The organism is Zeimonas sediminis (genome assembly GCF_023721795.1).
Lineage (GTDB): Bacteria > Pseudomonadota > Gammaproteobacteria > Burkholderiales > Burkholderiaceae_E > Zeimonas > Zeimonas sediminis.
Genome location: NZ_JAMQYE010000001.1, coordinates 2956444 through 2977480 on the forward strand (window position 1 = coordinate 2956444; position 21037 = coordinate 2977480).

Consider the following 21037-nt stretch of genomic DNA (forward strand, 5'->3'; position numbering starts at 1 on the left):
TGCCTGGGCGATAAGATTCTCTTATCTCGTGGCGCGCCCTGCAGACCGCTTCGGCGGGACGGCTGCTGCCGGCCCGCGCCCCTGGTCGATCCTGCCACGATCGCGCGGCCCGAGGCCAGCCGCCCTCGATGCGATCCGGGTCAGCTCGGCCACCACCGCGTCCTGCCCGAGACGGCCGTCGGGGCGGTACCAGGTGTAGAGGAAGCCCGGAATGCTGGCCACCGCCAGCGCGGTCACCTTGGCGTCGCCGAAGTCGGCCATGCCGTCGCGCCGCGCCTGCTCGAGCAGCTCGACCGTGCGCGAGTAGAAGCGGTCGGCGAGCCGGCGCAGCGCCTCGCGGTAGCGCTCGCCGTAGACCTGGGGCTCGCGGTAGGGCAGCGTCGCGGCGGGATGGTGGAGCACGGTGGCGCGGATCAGCTTCTCCAGGCCCTCGGCGAGCTTCAGGTGGGCGGGGCGGGGGTCGTCGGCGCCGAAGTCCATAGCGGTCAGGCACTCGACGGTCGGCCGCCACGAGATCGCCTCGAACAGCTCGAGCTTGTCGCGGAAGTAGTAGTAGACGTAGGGCTTGGTCACGCCGAGCTCGCGGGCGATCGATGCGATCGTGGTGTTCGCGTAGCCGTGCTCGAAGAACAGGCGGGCGGCCACCGCCATGATCCGCTCGCGCTTCTCGTCGGTGGCCGCGGTGGCGCTCGCCTGGCGGCCGGTGGCGCGGCCCGGCAAGCTTCCGGAATCGGCTCGAGGCTTCCTACCCATCGGTAGAATTGTGGCATCCTTGCCCGGCGGGCCACAAGCGCGATCGGGCCCGGCGCGACGACGGAGGCAGCGGCGATGAGCACACCGGACCGGGGCGGGAGGCCCCTGCACGAGATCCTGCGCGGCCATGCCCGCGAGCGACCCGGGCACCCGGCCTACATCTGGTACGGCGCCGAGCTGAGCTACGGCGATCTCGACCGCTTCAGCGACGCGTTCGCCGCGCGGCTCGCCAGGCTCGGCGTGCGCAAGGGCGAGCCGGTGGCGCTGTTCATGCAGAACTGCCCGCAGTACGCGATCGCGCACTACGGCATCCAGAAGCTCGGCGCGATCGTCTGCCCCTGCGGGCCGCTGAACAAGGAGCACGAGCTGCAGTACCAGCTCGACGATCTCGGCGCGCGGGTGATCGTGGCGGCCGCGCCGCTGCTGCCGGTGGTCGACAAGGTGCGGGCGAGCACCCGGCTCGAGCACGTGTTCGTCGTGCACTACGCCGACATGCTGCCGGCCGCGCCGTCCATCGACCTGCCCGAGGAGCTGGCGGCGATGCGCGCGGCGCCGCGGCAGGCGCCCGAGGGCGCCGAGGACTTCCTCGCGGCGGCGCGCAGCGGCGAGCGGCCGCCGGCGGTCGAGGTGGCGATGGACGACGTCGCGCTGATGACCTACACCTCGGGCACCACCGGGCTGCCCAAGGGGGCGATGCTGAGCTTCGACAACGCGCTGTACAAGACCGCGGTGTCGGTGGACGTGTACCGCGTCGGCCCCGGCGACGTGATGCTGGCGATCGCGCCGCTCTACCACATCGCCGGCATGCTGATGGGCGTGGACATGAGCGTGTACGCCGGCGCAACCTCGGTGCTGCTGTACCGCTTCGACCCGAAGGCCGCGCTGCAGGCGATCGAGCGGCACCGGGTCAGCTGGTGGTACAGCATCGCGCCGATGAACGTGGCCGCGATGCAGGTTCCCGGCGCGAGCGGCTTCGACCTGTCCAGCCTGCGGATGAACCCGGTCACCAGCTTCGGCATCACCTTCACCGAGGCGCTGGCCAAGCAGTGGCAGGGCTTCGCGCCGAACTGCGCGAGCTTCGAGGCGGCCTACGGGCTTTCCGAGACCCACACGATGGACACCGCGATGCCCTGCGACGCGGTCCGCTGGGGCACGCACGGCAGGCCGGTGCCGGGCAACGAGGTGCGCATCGTCGACCCCGACACCGGCCGCGAGATGCCGGTCGGCGAGCCGGGCGAGATCACGATCCGCGGCCGCGGCGTGTTCAAGGGCTACTGGAAGAAGCCCGAGGCCACCGCGAAGACGCTGCGCGACGGCTGGGTCCACACCGGCGACATGGGCCGGGTGGACGCCGACGGCTACCTGAGCTTCATGGGCCGCTTCAAGGAGATGATCAAGGTCTCCGGCTACAGCGTGTTCCCCGAGGAGGTCGAGAGCATCCTGACCCGCCATCCGGCGATCGCGCAGGCCGGCGTGATCGGCGTGCCCGATCCGGAGAAGGGCGAGGTGGTCAGGGCCTTCGTGGTGCTGAAGCCCGGGCTGGCCGAGGCCGACAAGCCGAGCGAGGCGGAAGTGGTGGCCTGGGCGCGCGAGAACATGGCGGTGTACAAGGCGCCGCGCCAGGTGGTGTTCCGCGATGCGCTGCCGGCGACCGGCGCCGGCAAGATGCTGCGCAGGCTGCTGAAGGACGACTGACGCGCCCCGGCCCGGAAGGGGCGGGGCGCGAGGCAAAGACGGCGCGGGCCGCGAGGATGGGCCGGCGCGAGGAGGCCGGGGAAAAGTGAACAAGCTTCTGATCGCCAACCGCGGCGAGATCGCGCTGCGGATCCTGCGCGCGGCGCGCGACCTGGGCATCGCCACCGTGGCGGTGCACTCGCGCGACGACGCCGCGCTGCCGCACCTTGCGCTCGCCGACGACTGCGTGCCGCTCGATGCGACCGGGGCAGCGGCCTACCTGGACATCGAGGCGATCGTCGCCGCCGGGCTGCGCGCCGGCTGCGATGCGGTGCATCCGGGATATGGCTTCCTGAGCGAGCGCCCGGAGTTCGCGGCGGCCTGCGCCAAGGCGGGGCTGGTTTTCGTGGGGCCGACCGTCGCGCAGCTCGAGCTGTTCGGCGACAAGGCGATCGCGATCGACCACGCGCGCCAGTGCGGCGTGCCGGTCATGCCCTCGACCCGCGGCGGTGCGACGCTGGCCGAGATCGAGGAGTTCTACGACGCGCACGGGTGCTCGGTCGACGCGCAGCTGGGCGGCGAGGCTCCGCCGAGCGTGACCGCCGGCGCGGGGCGCGGCATCGTGATCAAGGCGGTCGGCGGCGGCGGCGGGCGCGGGATGCGCGCTGTCACTTCCCGCGACGCGCTCGCCGAGGCCTTTGCCCGCTGCACCTCGGAGGCGCGCGCGGCCTTCGGCGTCGCCGACGTCTACGCCGAGCGGCTGATCGCGCGGGCGCGCCACATCGAGGTGCAAGTGGTCGGCGACGGCCGCGAGGTCGTCGCGCTGGGCGAACGCGACTGCACGCTGCAGCGGCGTTTCCAGAAGCTGGTCGAGGTCGCGCCCAGCCCGGCGCTGGCGCCGGCGCTGCGCGAACGGATCGTCGAGGCGGCGCTGGTCATGGCCCGCGAGGCCGGCTACCGGGGCCTGGGCACCTTCGAGTTCCTGGTCGACGAGGGCGACGCGCCGGACCTGCCCTTCGTGTTCATCGAGGCCAACCCGCGCCTGCAGGTCGAGCACACGATCACCGAGGCGGTCACCGGCGTGGACCTGGTGGCCGTGCAGCTCCGGATCGCGGCGGGCGCCTCGCTGCGCGAGGCGGGCCTCGACCCGCTGCGCCCGCCGAAGCCGCAGGGCTTCGCGATCCAGTTCCGGATCAATGCCGAGTCGCTGGACGCGCAGGGGCTCGCCCGGCCGGCTTCGGGCCGGCTCGATCGCTTCGACCTGCCGGCCGGCCCCGGCGTGCGGGTGGACACGCACGGCCGCCCCGGATACGCGCCGTCGCCGCACTACGACACGCTGCTCGCCAAGCTCGTGGTGTCGTCGCCGGGCGAGTTCGCGCAGGCGGTGCGCCGCGGCCAGCGCGCGCTGCGCGAGACCCGGATCGAGGGCATCGCGACGAACCTGTGGCTGCTGCGCGCGCTGGCAGAGCGAGAGGAGTTCGCGACGCAGGCGGTGCACACCCGGCACTTCGAGGCGATCCTCGGGCCGCTGCTGGCCCGCGCGGCCGAACTCGAGGCGGAGGGCGCCGAGCTTGCGGCGAGGGCCGCCGCGGGCGATGCGCAGGCCGGACTCGACGCGGCGGCCCCCGGCGGCGCCCCGGGTGGCGCGCATCCGCCCCTGCCCCCGCCGCACGCCGGCCCGGCCGAAGCGCTGCCCGAGGGCCTCGCCGCGATCCGCGCGCCGATGGCGGGCCGTCTCGCCGAGCTGTCGGTGGCGGCGGGCGACCTGGTGCGCGCCGGGCAGACGGTGGCGGTGCTCGAGGCGATGAAGATGGAGCACACGGTGACCGCCGGCACGGCCGGGCGCGTCGTCGAGGCCAGGGCCGCGGCCGGCGACCAGGTGGCCGAGGCGCAGGCGCTGGTCCTGGTCGAGCCGCTCGAGCTCGACGAGGCGGGGGGCGAGGCCGGCGGCGGCACCGACCCGCGCGCGATCCGCGCCGACCTGCGGCGGATCCTCGACCGCCACGCCTTCACGCTCGACGCGGCGCGGACCGAGGCGGTCGCGAAGCGCCACGCCCGCGGGCTGCGCACCGCGCGCGAGAACATCGCCGACCTGTGCGACGAGGGCTCCTTCGTCGAGTACGGCGCGCTGACCGTGGCCGCGCAGAGCCGGCGCCGCTCTATGGACGACCTGGTCGCGAACACGCCGGGCGACGGCATGGTGACCGGAATCGGCAGCGTGAACCGCGAGCGCTTCGGCGCCGAGCGCTCGCGCTGCGTGGTGATGGCCTACGACTTCACCGTGCTGGCAGGCACGCAGGGCTTCCGCAACCACGCCAAGACCGACCGGATGCTCGAGCTGGCGGCCCGCCAGCGCCTGCCGGTCGTCCTGTTCGCCGAGGGTGGCGGCGGGCGGCCCGGCGACGTCGACATGCCGGTGGTGGCCGGGCTCGACCTGACGACCTTCGCGTCCTTCGCCGCGCTGAGCGGCCGGGTGCCGGTGGTCGGCATCGTGGCCGGCCGCTGCTTCGCCGGCAACGCCGCGCTGGTCGGCTGCGCCGACGTGATCGTCGCGACCCGCGACAGCAACCTGGGCATGGGCGGCCCGGCGATGATCGAGGGGGGTGGCCTGGGCGTGTTCCGGCCCGAGGAGATCGGGCCGAGTTCGGTCCAGCACGCCAACGGCGTCATCGACATCCTGGTCGATGACGAGGCGCAGGCGGTCGCGGCCGCGAAGCACTACCTGTCGATGTTCCAGGGGCGCACCGACGCCTGGCGCTCGCCCGATCCGGAGCTGCTGCGCGGCGTGGTGCCCGAGAACCGTCTGCGGGTATACGACACCCGCGCGGCGATCGAGGGCCTGGTCGACACCGGTTCGCTGCTGTGGCTGCGTACCGGCTTCGGCGCTGGCATCCACACCGCGCTGGCGCGGATCGCGGGACGGCCGGTGGGCCTGCTCGCCAACAACCCGTTCCACCTGTCGGGCGCGATCGACGCCGACGCGGCCGACAAGGCGGCGCGATTCATGCAGCTGTGCGACGCGCACGGCCTGCCGATCGTGTCGCTGATCGACACGCCGGGCTTCATGGTCGGGCCCGAGATCGAGACCCGCGCGCAGGTCAGGCACGTGAGCCGGATGTTCGTGGCGGCCGCGAAGCTGCGGGTGCCCTTCTTCGCGGTCGTGCTGCGCAAGGGCTACGGGCTGGGCGCGATGGCGATGGCCGCGGGCGGCTTCCATGCGCCGGCCTTCACCGTGAGCTGGCCGACCGGCGAGTTCGGCGGCATGGGGCTGGAAGGCGCGGTGAGGCTGGGCTTTCGCAAGGAGCTCGAGGCGGCGCCCGAGGGGCCGGAGCGCGACGCGCTGTACCGCGAGCTGGTCGCGCGGCAATACGAGAAGGGCTCGGCGATCAATACCGCGGTCCACCTCGAGATCGACGCGGTGATCGACCCGGCGAGCACCCGCGACTGGCTGTTTCGGGGGCTCGAGTCGGCGGCGCTGGCGCCGCTGCGCGAGGCCGGGCGCTTCGTCGATACCTGGTGAGGCCGGCGGCAGCCCGGGCGGAAGCAGGCCCCGGGCCGGGCGGCCGCCCGGGCGCGATGCGGCGAGGCCTGTTTGGTCCCCCGACCGGGAAGGCTTCACGACTGTGGAAGAAGAGGGTTTGACGAGCAAGGCGCCCGCGGTTTAAAAGGGAGCGAATTCCCGACGTGGCATCGAGCAGCGCCCCACGCCAGGATTCCACCCTCCGGGACATTCCGGCCAGAAGAAGAAAAACGCTGGCGAAGACCCCCGGGACACCGAGCGCCAGGGAGGCAGGATGAGCACGGTCGATGCCGCCCGGACCGGGGCGCGGCAGCCACCGCAGGCGGCGCGCCGCAAGGTGCACCCGATCGTCGAGCTCGACTATCCGGTGCGGGTCATGGCGCACCTGGCGATGTTCGTCGTCGTGGGCTCCGTCTACGTCGGCCGGCCGACGCCCGCCTGGGTCTGGGCGCTGACCAGCTTCTACCTGCTCGCCTGGTCGCACATCGGTTACCAGATCGCGCGCCGCAGCCGGGATTCGAAGGGCGCCGAGCTGCGCAATCTGCTGATCGACTCGCTGATGACCGGGCTCGTCACCGCGCTGAGCGGATTCAGCATCTGGGCCGGCGTCACGATGTTCGCGTCGGTCAACGCCACGAACCTGAGCGTCGGCGGCGCGCGGCACGCGGTCAACGGCCTCGGCTGGTCGGTGGTCGGGATGATGCTCGGCGCGCTGGCGACCGGCTTCAGCTTCGAGCCCGAATCGTCGATGCTGACGACCTCGGTGTCGGGCATCGGCGTCGTGCTGTTCACCGCGGTGTTCGGCTGGCGCTCCTACGTCGAGGCGCGCGGCGCGCAGCGCTCGAAGCGCGAGGCGCTGGAGCGCCGCACCGAGCTCGAGGAGCAGAAGCGGGTGCTCGAGGCCACCTACGACCTGGCCGAGACCGAGCGGGTCGAGGCCGAGCGCGCGCGCGAGCTCGCCGAGTCGGCCAACCGCGCCAAGAGCGCCTTCCTGGCCAACATGAGCCACGAGCTGCGCACGCCGCTGAACGCGATCATCGGCTACAGCGAGATGCTGCAGGAAGACCTCGGCGACCAGGCCGACGCCGCGCTGCTCGACGACCTGAAGAAGATCCAGGGCGCCGGCAAGCACCTGCTCGGGCTGATCAACGACGTGCTGGACCTCGCCAAGATCGAGGCCGGCAAGATCGACCTGGTGGTGGACCGGTTCAGCCCCGGGCTGGTGATCGAGGAGGTCTGCGCGACCGCGCTGCCGCTGGTCCGCAAGCAGGGCAACCAGCTCGAGAAGCGGGTGCCGGCGGATCTCGGCACGATCACCGGCGACAGCATCCGGCTCCGGCAGGTGCTGCTCAACCTGCTGTCGAACGCGGGCAAGTTCACTCACGACGGAAGCGTCACGGTGAGCGCGTCCCGGGCGGCCGGCGACGACGGCGCCGAGTGCCTGCGGCTCGAGGTCGCCGACACCGGCATCGGCATGTCCGACGAGCAGCGCGCCAAGCTCTTTCGCCCCTTCACGCAGGCCGACTCCACGACCACGCGCAAGTACGGCGGCACCGGCCTGGGGCTGGCGATCAGCAAGCGGCTCGTCGAGCTGATGGGCGGGCGGATCGAGGTGCGGAGCGCGCTCGGCCGCGGCACGAGCTTCATCGTGACCCTGCCGGTCTCGGCGACGCGTGCGGATGCTGCGGCCGGTGAGCGGGCGGCCCGCGTCGCATCGGGCGTGGCGAGCCGCGCGGCTTCCTCGGCCTCGGCGCCGGTGGCCGGCGCGCCCGCCGCCCAGCGCCCGACGACCGACGGCTGGCGCTTCACCGAGGAGGGCTACCGGATCCTCTCCGGGAGCGCGAGCGCCCCGCTCGTGTTCCGCCTGCCGGCGCACGGCTCGCATCCCGAGGTCAACCTGGCGACCGCCCGCATCCTCGGCTACGACTCGCCCGAGGACATGCGCGAGCACGTCACCGACCTGTCGCGCCAGCTGTTCGCCGACCCGGCCCAGCTCGCCGACCTGCGATCGCGGCTGATGCGCGACGGATCGGTCGCCGACTTCGAGTGCCAGGCGCGGCGCAAGGACGGCGAGCTGATCTGGCTGTCGCTCGACGCCTGCGCGGTGCGCGATCCGCAGGGCCGCGTCACCCACTTCGAGGGCTTCGCGAAGGAAGTCACCCGGATGAAGGAGTCCGAGATGGAGCTGCTGAGGGCGCGCCGCTCGGCCGAGCAGAGCGCCGCGGCGGTGCGCGGCCTGATCGACAACGCCCCGGTGTTCCTGCTGATCGTGCGCATCTCCGACGGCGTGATCCTCGAGTGCAACCCGCGCTGCGAGGAGCTGTTCCGCTGCACGGTCGCGTCGCTGGCCGGCAAGTCGGTCCATCACCTGTACTACGCCGAGGCGGTCGATCGGGAGCGCTTCCTCGGCACGCTGTCGCGGGACGGCCGCGTGCGCAGGCTCCAGATCGAGTTCCAGCGCGCCGACGGCACGCGCTTTCCCGGCTGGATCTCGGCCGAGTACCTCGGCTACGGCGGCGAGAAGACGGTCATCGCCTGCATCGAGGACCTGAGCGCGCTGGTCGACGTCGCCGCTGCCGCCGAGGGAACGGTCGACGCGCGCCTCGCGTTCCTGTCGAAGACCGGCTACGAGCTGCGCACGCCGCTGAACGCGATCATCGGCTACAGCGAGCTGCTGACCGAGGAGCTCGACCAGGCTTCGGGGGAACAGCGCAGGCACGACCTGTCGGCGATCCGGGCGGCGGGGCTGCAGATGCGCGACACGCTCGACACGATGATCGCGCTGGCCCGTTTCCACGACGTGCGCGACGAGCGGGCCGCGCTCGACCGGCTGGATCTCGGCCGGATCCTGCGCGACCTCGCCGCGCTCGCCAGGCCGGTCGTCGAGCGCAACGGCGGCGTGCTCGAGGTCTCCACCGAGATCGGCGAGGGCGCGTGGCTGGGCGACGCGCCCCGCCTCAAGCAGGTGCTGGTGAACCTGCTGCTGAACGCGGGCAGGCGCTCGCGCAACGGGCGCGTGACGCTGTCGACGACGGTCGACGACAAGTGGCTGGTCTTCCAGGTCGCGGATTCCGGCCCCGGGCTGGCCGACGAGCAGCTCGCGATGCTGGCCAGGCCGCTGGACGTGGCCCAGGAGCTCGCCTCGCTCGATCCGGCGGCGCCCAGCCTGGGCCTTCGGGTCAGCCGCCGGCTCTGCGCGATGATGGGCGGCGAGCTGAAGGCCGAGAGCGTGCCGGGGGCCGGGGCGAGCTTCACCGTGCGGATCCCGGCCCGCACGCCCAGCGGGGTGCCGATGCCGCTTGCCGCGGCAGGAGATCCGAGATCATGACGACGATCCTGCTCGTCGAGGACAACGAACTGAACCGCGACATGCTGTCGCGCCGGCTGACGCGACAGGGCTACCAGGTCGTGACCGCGGCGGACGGCGGCGAGGCGCTGGCGCGAGCCAGCGATTCGGCGCCCGACCTGATCCTGATGGACCTGAGCCTGCCGGTGATCGACGGCTGGGAGGCGACCCGCCGGCTGAAGGCCGACGACGCGACCCGGCGCATCCCGGTCATCGCGCTGACCGCGCACGCGATGTCGGGCGATCGCGAGCAGGCGATGGCCGCCGGCTGCGACGACTTCGACACGAAGCCGGTCGAGCTGCCCCGCCTGCTGCAGAAGATCGCCGCCCTGCTCGGCGAGCAAGGGGGAGGGCAGTGAGCGCGGCGACGGCGCGGGTCCGGATCGAGCGGCGCATCACCCGCGAGGCGGTGCGCGCCAGCCTGCCCGAGCTGCTCGGCTTCGCTATCGAGGTGGCCCGGGAGGCCGGCTTCGACGAGCAGACCGCGCACGCGGTGCGGCTCGCGGTCGAGGAGGCCTGCGTCAACGTGATCGACCACGGCTACGCGGGCGCGCCGCCGGGGCCGATCGAGCTCACGATCGCGGACGAGGCGTCGCAGGTGCGAATCGAGGTCGCGGACCGCGCCCGGCCCTTCGCGCCCGAGGCGATCCGGGCCCCGGAGCTCGAGGCCGCCGTCGAGGACAGGCCGATCGGCGGGCTCGGATGGTTCCTGATCGGCGAACTGATGGACGAAGTGCGGCACGCCCCCAGGGAGGGCGGCGGCAACCGGCTGACGATGATCCGCCGCCTCGAGCGGGCGGCCCCGAATTGACGAGAAACCAGTACCGAGGAAACTCCAGATGCAGATCCAGATGAGGACCGTGGAGCAGGTGACGGTCGTGGAGATTGCGGGCAGCGTCGACAGCCTGACCGCCGAAACGCTGACCGGCGCGATGCTCGATGCGCTCGGCAGCGACCGCTACAGGCTGGTGGCCGACCTGACGCAGGTCGAGTACATCAGCAGCGCGGGCCTCAGGGCCCTGCTCGCCACGGTGAAGGACGCGCGCCGGCGCGGCGGCGACCTGCGGCTGGCGGGCGTATCGCCGCCGGTGCTGCGGGTGCTCGAGATCTCGGGCTTCACAAGCATCCTGAACCTGTTCCCCGACGTCGACGACGCGGTCGTCAGCTTCGACGGCGCCTGATCCCACACGACCCGGAGTCGCACATGACCGTCAATCGGAAGCGCGTCGCGCTGGTCATCGGTTCGGGCAGCGTCAAGTGCGCGGCCGCGATCGGCATCCAGAAGGTGCTCGCGCGCGAGGGCATCGCGGTCGACATGCTGGTCGGCTGCAGCGCGGGATCGATCTACGCCGCGCTGATCGCGGCGGGCCACACCGGCGACGACGCCGCGCGCATGACCTCCGAGCTGTGGACGAAGGAGATCACCGGCAAGCGGAACACGATGGCGATGCTGCGCGCGATCGCGCCGCGCATGCTCGGCTTTCGCACCGAGGGCTTCGGGCTGCGCGACGACGCGCTGATCATGCAGCGGCTGAAGCGGGCGTTCGGCGACGCCCGGATCGAGGACCTGCAGGTGCCGCTGCACGTGACCGCCACCGACTTCGCCAACGGCGAGCTGGTCGTGCTGTCGAAAGGCAGCCTGGTCGACGCGATCCGCGCCAGCGTGGCCCTGCCCTTCGCCTTCACGCCGTGGCGCATCGGCGACCGGCTGCTTGTTGACGGCTACCTGGCCGACCCGCTGCCGATCAGCGTCGCGATGAAGAACGGCGCCGACGTGATCATCGCGCTGGGCTTCGAGAGCCCCTTCCAGGAATCGGTGAAGTCGGCCGGGCGCTTCGCGTTCCAGCTCAGCGCGATCATGTCGAACAACCTGCTCAAGTCGCGCTTCGCGTTCCACAGCCTGGCGCATCACAGCGAGGTGATCGCGATCCTCCCGGAGTTCCGCGAGCGCGTCCGCCTGTTCGACACCGGCAAGATCGGCTACGTCATCGACGAGGGCCAGCGCGCCGCCGAGGAGCAGCTGCCCTACCTGCGCCAGTTGCTGGGCAGCACGGCTGCGGCGGGAACGGCGCCGTGACCGTGACGCCTCCTTCCGGGGCCGGCGCCCGCCGGCCCCGGGTCGCCGTCGTGGTCGGCTCCGGCGGCCTGAAGTGCGCGGCGGCGCTCGGCTCGATCCGCGCGCTGCGCGATGCCGGCGTGCCGATCGACCTGACGGTCGGCTGCAGCGGCGGCAGCCTGTGCGCAGTCTGGCTCGCGCGCGGCGCCGAGGCCGCCGATCGCCAGGCCGAGCGCTTCGTCGCGAGCCTGCACGGCATGTTCCAGTCGCTCGATTACCGGGCGGTGCCGCGCGCGCTGCTGCCTCGCGCCTTCGGCTTCGGGCCCGAATTCGCGCTGCTCGACGATCGCAAGGTCAACGCGGCGATCCGCGACTTCGTCGGCGACGGCGAGTTCGGCGACCTGGGCATGCCGCTGCGGATCGTGGCCACCGACTTCCACAGCGGCGACCAGGTGGTGCTGGCCAGCGGCAGCCTGGCCGACGCGCTGCGCGCCAGCATCGCGATCCCGATGGTGCTGCCGCCCTGGCGCGTGGCGGGCCGCCTGCTGATCGACGGCGGCGCCTCCGATCCGCTGCCGGTCGACGTGGCGATGCGCGAGGGCGCCGACGTGATCGTCGCGATCGGCTTCGAGGAGTCGCTGCAGACCGAGGTGGACAACCTGATGCAGCTGGTGCTGCACCTGAAGACCGCCACGGTCAACAACCTGCTTCGCTCGCAGCTCGCCTTCTACAGCGTGGCCCACCATGCCGAGGTGATCCCGATGATCCCCGACCTGGACAGGCGGATCCGGCTCGCCGACGTCGACCAGATCGGCTACCTGATCGAGCAGGGCGAGATCGCCACGAAGCGCGAGCTGCCCTACCTCAAGCGGCTGCTTGGCCTGTCTGACGCGGGCGGTCGGGATGGCGCCGGTGACCAGGGCCGGCAGACCCGCCAGGGCGGCGCGGGCGTGCAAGCGGAGGCGACATGAACGGATTCGCGCCCGACGCGCCGGCCCGCCTGCTCGTCGTCGACGACGTTCCGGCGAACTGCGAGCTGCTCGCGCGCCGCCTGAAGCGGCTCGGCCACGAGGTGGCGATCGCCGAGGACGGCATCCGGGCCCTGGAGTCGCTGCGCGGAGGCGAGTTCGACCTCGTGCTGCTCGACATCACGATGCCGGGCATGGACGGCTACCAGGTGCTCGAGACGATGAAGACCGACGAGGCGCTTCGCCACGTGCCGGTCGTGATGGTCTCGGCGATCGACGAGAGCGAGAGCGTCGTGCGCTGCCTGGAACTCGGCGCCGACGACTACCTGCCCAAGCCCTTCGACCCGGCGGTGCTGCGCGCGCGGGTCGAGTCCTCGCTGGCCCGCAAGCGACTGCGCGACGCCGAGCGCAGGCAACTGCAGGCGATCGCGCGCGAGCTGGAGATCGGCAGGCGGATACAGTCGGGATTCCTGCCCGAGTCGCTGCCCCGGCTCGACGGCTGGGACATCGGCGCGCGCTTCCTGCCGGCCCGGCAGGTGGCCGGCGACTTCTACGACGTCTTCCCGGTCGGCGACGGCATCGCACTGGTGGTGGCCGACGTCTGCGACAAGGGGGTCGGCGCCGCGCTGTACATGGCGCTGTTCCGCAGCCTGATCCGCGCGATCGCGACCCAGCAGCCCGATGCCGACGCGCACGCCACGCTGGCGCGTACGGCGCGCGCGACCAGCGACTACATCGCGACGGTTCACGGCAGCTCGAACATGTTCGCCACCGCCTTCGTGGCGGTGCTCGACCCCCGCAGCGGCGAGCTCGCCTACGTGAACGCCGGGCACGACGCGCCGCTGCACGCGCGCGCAGGCGGCGCGGTCGAGAGGCTGGGCACGACCGGCCCGGCGCTGGGAATCCTGCCGGGCCAGCGCTTCGGAATCGGCGCCACCCGCATCGAGCCCGGCGACCTGCTGCTGGCCTTCACCGACGGCGTGACCGACGCCGGCACGCCCGCCGCGCCGTTCGGCGAGGCCGGGATCCTCGCCCGGATCGCGCAGCGGCAGGGCGCGGTGGACGGGCTGCTCGACCAGGTCGTGGCGGGCATCGAGGCGTTCGGCGACGAGCTGCCGGACGACGTGACGATGCTGGCGATCGGGCGCGCGGTGGCCGCCTGATCCGCGCGCGCCGCGGCGCCGTGCGTGCCTCGAGCCGCGCGCCGCGGCGCGTCAGGCCGGCTTGCGGCGGACCAGTTCTACGACCGGCAGCGCGGCGTCGGCGCCTGCCGCCGGCGCGGCCTCGAATTCCGGGCTCACGTCGAAGGCGATGTCGCCGTCCTCGACCGGCGCGCCGGTGGCGGCCAGCCCGGTGAAGTCGAACAGCGAGCGGTCCATCAGGTGCGAGGGCGTGACCCGCGACAGCGCGGCGAAGATGTTGTCGACCCGGCCGGGGAAGCGCTTCTCCCACTCGCGCATCAGTTGCTTGATCTCGCGCCGCTTCAGGTTCTCCTGCGAGCCGCACAGGTTGCAGGGGATGATCGGGAACTCGCGCCACTCGGCGTAGGCCTCGAGGTCTCTCTCCTCGACGTAGGCGAGCGGCCGGATCACGATGTGGCGGCCGTCGTCGGACACCAGCTTGGGCGGCATGCCCTTGAGCTTGCCGCCGAAGAACATGTTCAGGAAGAAGGTCTCGAGGATGTCGTCGCGGTGGTGGCCCAGCGCGATCTTCGTGGCGCCGAGTTCGTCGGCCACCCGGTACAGGATGCCGCGGCGCAGCCGCGAGCACAGCGAGCACATCGTGCGTCCCTCGGGAATCACCCGGGTGACGATCGAGTAGGTGTCCTGGTTCTCGATGTGGAATGGCACGCCGAGCTTGCCCAGGTAGTCGGGGAGCACGTGCTCCGGAAAGCCCGGCTGCTTCTGGTCGAGGTTGACCGCGACGACGTCGAACGAGATCGGCGCGCGGCTGCGCAGCGTGAGCAGCAGGTCGAGCAGGCCGTAGCTGTCCTTGCCGCCGGACAGGCAGACCATGACGCGGTCGCCGTCCTCGATCATGCCGAAGTCGCCGATCGCCTGGCCGGTGAGCCGCAGCAGCCGCTTGAGCAGCTTGTTGCGCTCGTAGGCGAGCTTCTCGAGCTTGCGCGCGGACGGTTCCAGGATCGTGCTCACGGATGCCTCCAGACTTCGACGCGAACCGCCTTCGCGCGCGGCAGCGGCTGCGGCTTGGTGACCGACACCTTCAGCGCGCGCAGGCCGGGCAGGCGCGCGATCTCGTCCGCCAGTTCGGCGCACAGGGTCTCGACGAGCCGGAACCGGCGGTCGCCGACGACCCGCTCGATCGTCTCGACGACGCGCTCGTAGTTGACCGTTTCGGCCAGCTCGTCGCGGCGCGAGATCTTCGTGGCGTGCGGCACGTACATCTCGACCTCGACTACGATCGGCCGCTTGCGGGCCTGCTCGTGCTCGTAGACGCCGAGGAAGCAGTCGATCTCGACGTCCTGCACCAGCAGGCGATAGCAGTCGTGGAAGCTGTCTTGCATCGTGTATCCGGTCTGGTGGGCCCGCGAGTCCGGGATCGTGGCGCGGCCGGTCAGCGCGAGACCAGGCTCGCGCCGCCGTCGACGGCCAGCACGTGCCCGGTGACGTACCGGTTGCCGCGCAGCAGGAACTCGACCGCCTGCGCGATGTCCCGGCCGTTGCCCAGCCGAGCGAGGGGGATCGCCGCCTCGGTGGCCGCGCGCTCGGCGTCGGTGAAGATGCCTTCCTCGGGCCAGTCGAGCGAGCCGGGCGACACCGCGTTCACGCGGACCGCCGGAGCCAGCTCCAGCGCGAGCGCGCGGGTCAGCGCGACGATGCCGGCCTTGGCCGCCGAGTAGACCGAGAACTCGCGCAAGGGCCGCTCGGTGTGGACGTCGCACAGGTTCACGATCGCGCCGCCCGAAGCGCGCAGCCACGGGGCGGCCGCCTGGCTGCAGAACAGCGCGGCCTTCAGGTTGCCGTCGACCAGCTCGTGCCAGGCCGCGTCGTCGATCGTGCCCAGCGGCGTGCGGCGGAAGCTCGACGCGTTGTTGACCAGCGCATCGAGCCGGCCGCCGCGCCAGGCGGCCGCCCGCTCGACCAGCGCCTCGCAGCCGGCCGGGTCGGCCAGGTCGGCTGCCGCCGCGAGCGCCGAGCCGGGCCGATCGGCGTTCAGTCGCTCGACCAGACGCTCGGCGTCGTGGGCCGATCGGCGATAGTGAACGATCACGTCGTAGCCGCAGGCGTGCAGGTGCGACGCGATCGCCGCGCCGATCCGGCGGGCGGCGCCGGTGACCAGGGCCACGGGGCGGGAGGGGCTGTCCGTCATGCTCGAGCGCTTCGATGAACAGGCCAGTTTAAATCATCTAGACTGCCGGCCCATGCCCTCGCCCGCGAACCTGCCTGCTCCCGACGACGACCAGCTCGAGGCCTCGCGCCGGCTGTCGGCGTCGATCGCCGACGCGATCCGCGCGGCCGGCGGCTGGATCGGCTTCGACGACTGGATGGCCCGCGCGCTGTACACGCCGGGCCTCGGCTACTACGCCGGCGGCAGCCGAAAGTTCGGCGCGGCCGGCGATTTCGTGACCGCCCCGGAGATCTCGCCGCTGTTCGGCCGCTGCGTGGCGGCCCAGCTCGGGCAGTGGTTCGAGCAGGGCGCGCCCGAAACGATCTGGGAGTTCGGCGCCGGCACCGGCGCGCTGGCCGCGACGCTGCTCGAGGCGCTGGCCGAGGCGGGCCGGGACCGGGTCGCCTACCGGATCGTCGAGCTGTCGGGCGAGCTGCGCGAGCGCCAGCGCGAGACGCTGGCGCGGCAGGTGCCCGAGGCGCTCGACCGCGTCGAATGGCTGTCCGGGCTGCCCGACCGGATCGAGGGCGTGGTGCTGGGCAACGAGCTGCTCGACGCGATGCCGGTGCGGCTGTTCCGCCTGTCCGGCGACGAGGTGCTGGAGCGCGGCGTGGCGCTGGAACACGCAGCGGCGCCCGAGCGCCGAGCGGCCTCTGGCCGCGGCGAGCAAGCGGAGGCCGGCGCCGCGCCCGCCGGCGAGCCGGCCCGCTTCGCCTTTTCCGACCGGCCCGCGGACGCCGCGTTCGCGCGGGCGGTGCGCGCGGCGCTCGACGAGTCCGGTTGGGCGGGCCAGGGGGGCTGGCCCGACGGCTATGCGTCGGAACTGGGAGAGCAGGCCGCCGCGTGGGTCGCGTCGGTGGCGGTGCGGCTCGAGCGCGGCGCCTTGCTGCTGATCGACTACGGCTTTCCGCGGCCGGAGTTCTACCACCCGCAGCGCGCGCGGGGGACGCTGATCTGTCACTACCGGCACCGCGCGCACGATGACCCGCTGTGGCTGCCCGGCCTGCAGGACATCACCGCGCACGTCGACTTTTCCGCCGCGCACGCCGCCGCCCTGGCGGCGGGACTGCAGCCGCTCGGCTACGCCTCGCAGGCCAGCTTCCTGATCGGCTGCGGCCTGCCCGAGCTGGCGATGCGGATCCGGCCCGAGGCGGCGGGCGACTGGGCACGCCAGGCGGCCGCGCTGCAGAAGCTGGTGTCCGAGGCGGAGATGGGCGAGCTGTTCAAGGCGATCGCCTGGGCGCGCGGCCTGCCCGACGAGGCGATCGGCTTCGCGCGCGGCGACCGGCGCGCGGCGCTGCTCGCGCCCGGTGGAAGCGATCTCGGCGGGCAGGGTCTCGATTGAAGCCGGCGCGAGTTCGCGCGAGACTCGCAATCGGGCGGTCACCGCGGAGGGAAGAAGCTTGTCGAACTCGTTGCCTGGCCTCCGGGCCCTGCGGCTTGCGCACGCGGCGCTGATCGCGGCCTGCGCCGCGGGTTTCGCTGGCGCGCAACCGGCCGTCGCGCAACCCGGTCCGGCGGCGCCGCCCGGAGCGGTCGCGCAGCCCGGAGCGCCCGCGCGGTCGTCGTCCGCCCTGCCGTCGCCGGTCGAACTGGACCGCCTCGCGGCCGACTCGGTCCGCCGCTGGGAGTCGAGCGAGCACGGCCAGATGCTGGTGCGGATCCTGCCCCGCCGGCTAGAACCATCGGGCCTGCCCGAGCCCGAGTCCGAGGGCGCGCGGCTGACCGCGCTCTACTGCGTGCAGTGCCATCACCTGCCGAGCCCCGCGATGCACGACGCGGCGAGCTGGCCGAAAATCGTCGACAGGATGCTTCCGCGGATGCGTGGTGAGGGCAACCTGGGCCAGCTGATGGCGCGGATGATGGTCGGGCCGTCGGCTGCCGCGCCGGCGCCGGCCGAGGTCGAGGCGATCGTCGCCTACCTGGCCCGGCATGCGCTCGAGCCGCTCGGCGCGAGCGCTTCGCCGGCGCTGCGGCAGGAGCTCGCCGTCGGCGACGGCCGGATGTTCGCGCAGGCCTGCAGCCAGTGCCACGCGCTGCCCGATCCGGCGCGCCACCGGGCCGACGACTGGCCCGAGGTCGTGCGCCGGATGGAAGGCTACATGCAGTGGCTGAACCGGGTGGCCAGCGGCACCGATCCGCGCGAGCCTAAACTGCGGCCCGCGGCGATCACCGCCTTCCTGCAGCGCCACGCGCGCCCGAGCGCATCGCGCTGATGCCGGCGCCCGCGATCAGCATGCTGCCGGCGATGGTGCTCCAGCCGGGCACCTCGCTCCAGAACAGCCAGCCAAGCAACGCTGCCCAGACGAGCACCGTGTAGTCGAGCGTGCCGGCGTGCGCGACCTCGACTCCGCGAAGGGCCTGGGTGTGCAGCAGGTTCGAGACCGCCGCCGCGACGCCCAGGCCGGCGAGCGTCGCCCATTGCAGCGCGGTGGGCGGCGTCCAGCCCTGCACCGCCAGCACCGCCGCGCAGAGCAGCGTGACGACCGCGTTGCCGTACCAGGCGGTCGTCGTGGCCTGGCTGTTCGCGCCGAGCACCCGCGTGACCAGCACCAGGGCCACGTAGAGCACCGCCGACGCCAGCGCCAGCCAGGCGCCGAGGCCCAGGCCGATGCCGCCGGGCCGGACGATCAGCAGCATGCCGGCGAAGCCCGCGGCGCAGGCCGCCAGCTGCAGGGGGTGCAGCCGCTCCTTCAGCACGAAGCGGCCGGCCAGCACCAGCAGCAGCGGCGCGATCATCGCGATCGCGGTCGCGTCGGCCAGCGGCAGGTGGCGCAGGCTCAGGAAGAAGGTCGCGACCGTGCCGGCCACGAGCAGGCCGCGCAGCGTCTGCAGCCCTGGCCGGGCCGGGATCCGGATCGGCGACTCCATGCCCGCCGAGCGCGCGACGAACACGATCACGGTGCAGGCGATCAGCCCGCGCACCAGCAGCGTCTGCGCGATCGGCACCGCCGACGCGCCCTTCGCGAAGGCGTCCATCACCGCCATCGCCAGCACCGACGCGGCGTAGAGCCACGAATGGGATAATCGACCGATGCTGAAGTGGCTGATCACGGTGGTGCTGGCGCTGGCGCTGTTCTCGGGGCTGATGCCGGTGCTGCGCCGCCTCGGCCTGGGCAGGTTGCCGGGCGACTTCGATTTCAGTCTGTTCGGCCGGCGCTGGTCGATCCCGCTGATGTCGACGATCCTGCTGTCGCTGCTCGCGATGGGGCTGGCTCGCCTGCTCTGAGCAGGGCCTGCTCGACCGCGTCCACGCGCGCCGCGTGCAGCCTGTCGCGGATCGTGGCCGGCGGCCCGGCCTTCGCGATCGCCCCGGCGTCGAGCGCCCGCATCGCGTCGGCCGCGAGCCGCACCCGGTCCAGCGCCGGATTCGCGTGGACGATCTCGCAGGCCTGCAGCACCTGCTCCATCCGCTCCGGGCGGCGCAGGCCGTCGATCCGCTCGACCAGCCTGACAAGGCCTTCGACGTCGAGCACGCCGGCGAGCTCGAGCACCGGCAGCTCGCCGGCCACCAGCCTGGCCAGGTCGCGGCAGTCGGTCGGCGCGCGCAGTCGCTCGGCGATCGCGTCGGCGCGCGCGCCGGCGTCGCGGCGCTGCCCGGGATGTCCGGGGTCGACGCCGGCGGCGACGCCGTGCAGCAGCACCGCGAAGCGCACCGGCAGGGGCGCGCCCGCCTCGGCGGCGGCGTCGAGCGTGCCGGCCATCGCGTCGTTCCACACCGCGTCGAGCTCGGGCGCGATCCTGTCGAGCGCGCCGCACTCGCGCAGCACCGCGATCATCCGCGACGGATGCGTTTCCATCAGGCCACGCGACAGCTCCTGCCAGACGCGCTCGGGCACCAGGTGGTCGGCCTCGCCGTGCTCGACCATCGCGCGCATCAGCGCGCGGGTCTCGGCGGCGATCGAAAAGTCGTGAAAGCGCGCGGCGAAGCGCGCCACGCGGAGGATGCGGACCGGGTCTTCGCCGAAGGCCTCGCTGACGTGGCGCAGCACGCGGTCGCGCAGGTCGCGCAGGCCGTTCCACGGGTCGATCAGCGTGCCGTCGGCGTCGCGCGCCATCGCGTTGATCGTCAGGTCGCGCCGCCGCAGGTCGTCTTCCAGCGTGACGTCGGGCGAGAAGTGCACGACGAAGCCGCGGTAGCCGCGGCCCGACTTGCGCTCGGTGCGCGCCAGCGCGTATTCCTCGCGGGTCTCGGGGTGCAGGAAGACGGGGAAGTCCCGGCCGACCGGCTGGAAGCCACGGCCCTCGAGCACGGCCGGCGTCGCGCCGACCACGACCCAGTCGCGGTCGCGCACCGGCAGGCCGAGCAGCTCGTCGCGGACCGCGCCCCCCACGCAGTAGACGCGCATCGGGCCTCAGCGATGGGCGCGCGTGCGCACCGCCCCGATCCGCCGGTTGCGCTCGGCGGTCCAGCGCGGCGCCAGCGCCGCGAGCGAGGCAGGCTGCACGCCGAGCTCGGGCGCGATCGGGCCGCTGGCAACGTTGTCGATGCTCATCGAGTCGTAGTTGTCGCGCGACATCAGCGTGGGGCCCGGCGCGAGTTCGAGAAGCAGCGCCTGGGTGCGGCCGAGCTCCTCGTTCAGGCCGATCACCGGCCGGCGCGCGCCGGCCAGCTCGCCCGCGAAGCGCACCAGCTCGCGCAGCGTGTAGACGTCGGGCCCGGCCAGCTCGTAGCAGTGCCGGAAGGTCGCGGGTTCGTCGAGCGCGTTGGCGAAGGCGCGGGCGACGTCGCCGACGTAGACCGGCTGGAACTTCGCATCGGCCCTGCCTAGCGCCATGAACGGCAGCCACTTCTGGAGCCGGGCGAACAGGTTCAGGAAGCGATCGTCCGGGCCGAACACCACCGACGGCCGGAAGATCGTCCAGTCGCGCACGCCGCTCTCGCGGACCGCCCGCTCGCCGGCGGCCTTCGAGCGCAGGTACATCGACGGCGCCGACGCCTCGCCGCCCTCGACCACGCCGAGCGCCGACATGTGCAACAGCCGGTGCACGCCGGCGGCCACGCAGGCCGCCGCGATGCGGGCAGGCAGCCGCACGTGGGCGGCCTCGAAGCCCGGCCCCCAGGGCTTGCCGCGCCGGTCGTGCAGCAGGCCCACCAGGTTGACCACGGCGTCGGCCCGGGCGACCAGCGAGGCGAGCTCGTCGTCGCGGTTCACGTTCGCCTCGACCACGTCGACCGTGGGCAGCGACAGCAGGCGGCGCGCCGCCATCCGGTTGCGGGTCGGGACCACGACCCGCTTGCCTCGCGCGGCGAGCTCGGCGACCAGGTGGCCGCCGATGAAACCGGATCCGCCGATCACCAGTACCTGCGAATGACGCATGGGGAAATCCTCGGGAAGCAGGGAAGAAGAATCGGGTGCGGGCAGGGCCGC

At 72.8% G+C, this 21037-nt stretch carries 19 protein-coding genes; 12 read left to right on the plus strand and 7 right to left on the minus strand.

Annotation, left to right across the window (positions count from 1 at the left end; genetic code table 11):
- Positions 1–21: 21 nt before the first annotated feature.
- Entirely contained in the window at positions 22–753 is a 732-nt protein-coding gene (locus M6I34_RS13960; protein WP_418953519.1) for a TetR/AcrR family transcriptional regulator, read from the minus strand.
- Positions 754–828: 75 nt separating this feature from the next.
- Between M6I34_RS13960 and M6I34_RS13965 the strand changes: the two genes are divergently transcribed.
- From M6I34_RS13965 to M6I34_RS14005, 9 genes are all read left to right on the plus strand, one after another.
- Positions 829–2448 carry an AMP-binding protein gene (locus tag M6I34_RS13965; RefSeq protein WP_272486289.1) on the plus strand — a complete coding sequence of 540 codons (1620 nt, stop codon included), beginning with the start codon at positions 829–831 and terminating at the stop codon, positions 2446–2448.
- Positions 2449–2533: 85 nt separating this feature from the next.
- Complete coding sequence (locus tag M6I34_RS13970) at positions 2534–5947, plus strand: acetyl-CoA carboxylase family protein (protein ID WP_272486290.1); 3414 nt, start codon at positions 2534–2536, stop codon at positions 5945–5947.
- A gap of 274 nt (positions 5948–6221) precedes the next feature.
- Positions 6222–9275 carry an ATP-binding protein gene (locus M6I34_RS13975; protein WP_272486291.1) on the plus strand — a complete coding sequence of 1018 codons (3054 nt, stop codon included), beginning with the start codon at positions 6222–6224 and terminating at the stop codon, positions 9273–9275.
- Positions 9272–9652 (plus strand): response regulator, encoded by a 381-nt coding sequence (locus M6I34_RS13980; RefSeq protein ID WP_272486292.1) that lies wholly within the window; start codon positions 9272–9274, stop codon positions 9650–9652. Before M6I34_RS13975 ends, M6I34_RS13980 begins: the two co-directional genes overlap by 4 nt.
- Positions 9649–10104, plus strand: coding sequence for an ATP-binding protein (locus M6I34_RS13985; RefSeq protein ID WP_272486293.1), 456 nt, complete (start codon positions 9649–9651; stop codon positions 10102–10104). The genes M6I34_RS13980 and M6I34_RS13985 overlap by 4 nt, the downstream gene beginning before the upstream one ends.
- A gap of 28 nt (positions 10105–10132) precedes the next feature.
- Complete coding sequence (locus M6I34_RS13990) at positions 10133–10474, plus strand: STAS domain-containing protein (protein ID WP_272486294.1); 342 nt, start codon at positions 10133–10135, stop codon at positions 10472–10474.
- A 23-nt stretch (positions 10475–10497) separates the two neighbouring features.
- A complete protein-coding gene (locus M6I34_RS13995) occupies positions 10498–11370 on the plus strand; it encodes a patatin-like phospholipase family protein (RefSeq protein WP_272486295.1) in 873 nt (290 codons plus the stop codon).
- Complete coding sequence (locus tag M6I34_RS14000; protein WP_272486296.1) at positions 11367–12320, plus strand: patatin-like phospholipase family protein; 954 nt, start codon at positions 11367–11369, stop codon at positions 12318–12320. Before M6I34_RS13995 ends, M6I34_RS14000 begins: the two co-directional genes overlap by 4 nt.
- Complete coding sequence (locus M6I34_RS14005) at positions 12317–13480, plus strand: PP2C family protein-serine/threonine phosphatase (RefSeq protein WP_272486297.1); 1164 nt, start codon at positions 12317–12319, stop codon at positions 13478–13480. The genes M6I34_RS14000 and M6I34_RS14005 overlap by 4 nt, the downstream gene beginning before the upstream one ends.
- 51 nt (positions 13481–13531) lie before the next feature.
- Here the strand turns inward: M6I34_RS14005 and ttcA are convergent, their stop codons facing one another.
- The 3 genes from ttcA to M6I34_RS14020 are packed head-to-tail and all read right to left on the minus strand — an operon-like array spanning position 13532 to position 15647.
- A complete protein-coding gene (gene ttcA, locus M6I34_RS14010) occupies positions 13532–14470 on the minus strand; it encodes a tRNA 2-thiocytidine(32) synthetase TtcA (protein WP_418953520.1) in 939 nt (312 codons plus the stop codon).
- Positions 14467–14841: a dihydroneopterin aldolase gene (folB, locus tag M6I34_RS14015; protein WP_272486298.1), complete on the minus strand. Its 375-nt coding sequence runs from the start codon at positions 14839–14841 to the stop codon at positions 14467–14469. The genes ttcA and folB overlap by 4 nt, the downstream gene beginning before the upstream one ends.
- Before the next feature lie 50 nt (positions 14842–14891).
- Positions 14892–15647, minus strand: coding sequence for a pteridine reductase (locus M6I34_RS14020; protein ID WP_272486299.1), 756 nt, complete (start codon positions 15645–15647; stop codon positions 14892–14894).
- A gap of 52 nt (positions 15648–15699) precedes the next feature.
- Between M6I34_RS14020 and M6I34_RS14025 the strand changes: the two genes are divergently transcribed.
- Complete coding sequence (locus M6I34_RS14025; protein WP_272486300.1) at positions 15700–17010, plus strand: class I SAM-dependent methyltransferase; 1311 nt, start codon at positions 15700–15702, stop codon at positions 17008–17010.
- Positions 17011–17068: 58 nt separating this feature from the next.
- Positions 17069–17881 (plus strand): hypothetical protein, encoded by an 813-nt coding sequence (locus tag M6I34_RS14030; RefSeq protein ID WP_272486301.1) that lies wholly within the window; start codon positions 17069–17071, stop codon positions 17879–17881.
- Here the strand turns inward: M6I34_RS14030 and M6I34_RS14035 are convergent.
- On the minus strand, positions 17835–18719 hold the full coding sequence (locus tag M6I34_RS14035) for a DMT family transporter (protein ID WP_272486302.1): 885 nt from the start codon (positions 18717–18719) through the stop codon (positions 17835–17837). The two genes, M6I34_RS14030 and M6I34_RS14035, sit on opposite strands and share 47 nt — an antisense overlap.
- Here M6I34_RS14035 and M6I34_RS14040 point away from each other — a divergent pair.
- A complete protein-coding gene (locus tag M6I34_RS14040) occupies positions 18700–18894 on the plus strand; it encodes a DUF2905 domain-containing protein (protein ID WP_272486303.1) in 195 nt (64 codons plus the stop codon). The two genes, M6I34_RS14035 and M6I34_RS14040, sit on opposite strands and share 20 nt — an antisense overlap.
- Here the strand turns inward: M6I34_RS14040 and M6I34_RS14045 are convergent.
- Positions 18806–20014, minus strand: coding sequence for a multifunctional CCA addition/repair protein (locus M6I34_RS14045; RefSeq protein WP_272486304.1), 1209 nt, complete (start codon positions 20012–20014; stop codon positions 18806–18808). The genes M6I34_RS14040 and M6I34_RS14045 overlap by 89 nt on opposite strands.
- 6 nt (positions 20015–20020) lie before the next feature.
- Positions 20021–20986: a complex I NDUFA9 subunit family protein gene (locus M6I34_RS14050; protein WP_272486305.1), complete on the minus strand. Its 966-nt coding sequence runs from the start codon at positions 20984–20986 to the stop codon at positions 20021–20023.
- Between the last annotated feature and the right edge of the window lie 51 nt (positions 20987–21037).

Coding starts and splice junctions, on each gene's coding strand:
- M6I34_RS13960 (WP_418953519.1), bottom strand. CDS start 753: ATGGGTAGGAAGCCTCGAGCCGATTCCGGAAGCTTGCCGGGCCGCGCC.
- M6I34_RS13965 (WP_272486289.1), top strand. CDS start 829: ATGAGCACACCGGACCGGGGCGGGAGGCCCCTGCACGAGATCCTGCGC.
- M6I34_RS13975 (WP_272486291.1), top strand. CDS start 6,222: ATGAGCACGGTCGATGCCGCCCGGACCGGGGCGCGGCAGCCACCGCAG.
- M6I34_RS13980 (WP_272486292.1), top strand. CDS start 9,272: ATGACGACGATCCTGCTCGTCGAGGACAACGAACTGAACCGCGACATG.
- M6I34_RS13990 (WP_272486294.1), top strand. CDS start 10,133: ATGCAGATCCAGATGAGGACCGTGGAGCAGGTGACGGTCGTGGAGATT.
- M6I34_RS13995 (WP_272486295.1), top strand. CDS start 10,498: ATGACCGTCAATCGGAAGCGCGTCGCGCTGGTCATCGGTTCGGGCAGC.
- M6I34_RS14005 (WP_272486297.1), top strand. CDS start 12,317: ATGAACGGATTCGCGCCCGACGCGCCGGCCCGCCTGCTCGTCGTCGAC.
- folB (WP_272486298.1), bottom strand. CDS start 14,841: ATGCAAGACAGCTTCCACGACTGCTATCGCCTGCTGGTGCAGGACGTC.
- M6I34_RS14020 (WP_272486299.1), bottom strand. CDS start 15,647: ATGACGGACAGCCCCTCCCGCCCCGTGGCCCTGGTCACCGGCGCCGCC.
- M6I34_RS14025 (WP_272486300.1), top strand. CDS start 15,700: ATGCCCTCGCCCGCGAACCTGCCTGCTCCCGACGACGACCAGCTCGAG.
- M6I34_RS14040 (WP_272486303.1), top strand. CDS start 18,700: ATGCTGAAGTGGCTGATCACGGTGGTGCTGGCGCTGGCGCTGTTCTCG.
- M6I34_RS14045 (WP_272486304.1), bottom strand. CDS start 20,014: ATGCGCGTCTACTGCGTGGGGGGCGCGGTCCGCGACGAGCTGCTCGGC.
- M6I34_RS14050 (WP_272486305.1), bottom strand. CDS start 20,986: ATGCGTCATTCGCAGGTACTGGTGATCGGCGGATCCGGTTTCATCGGC.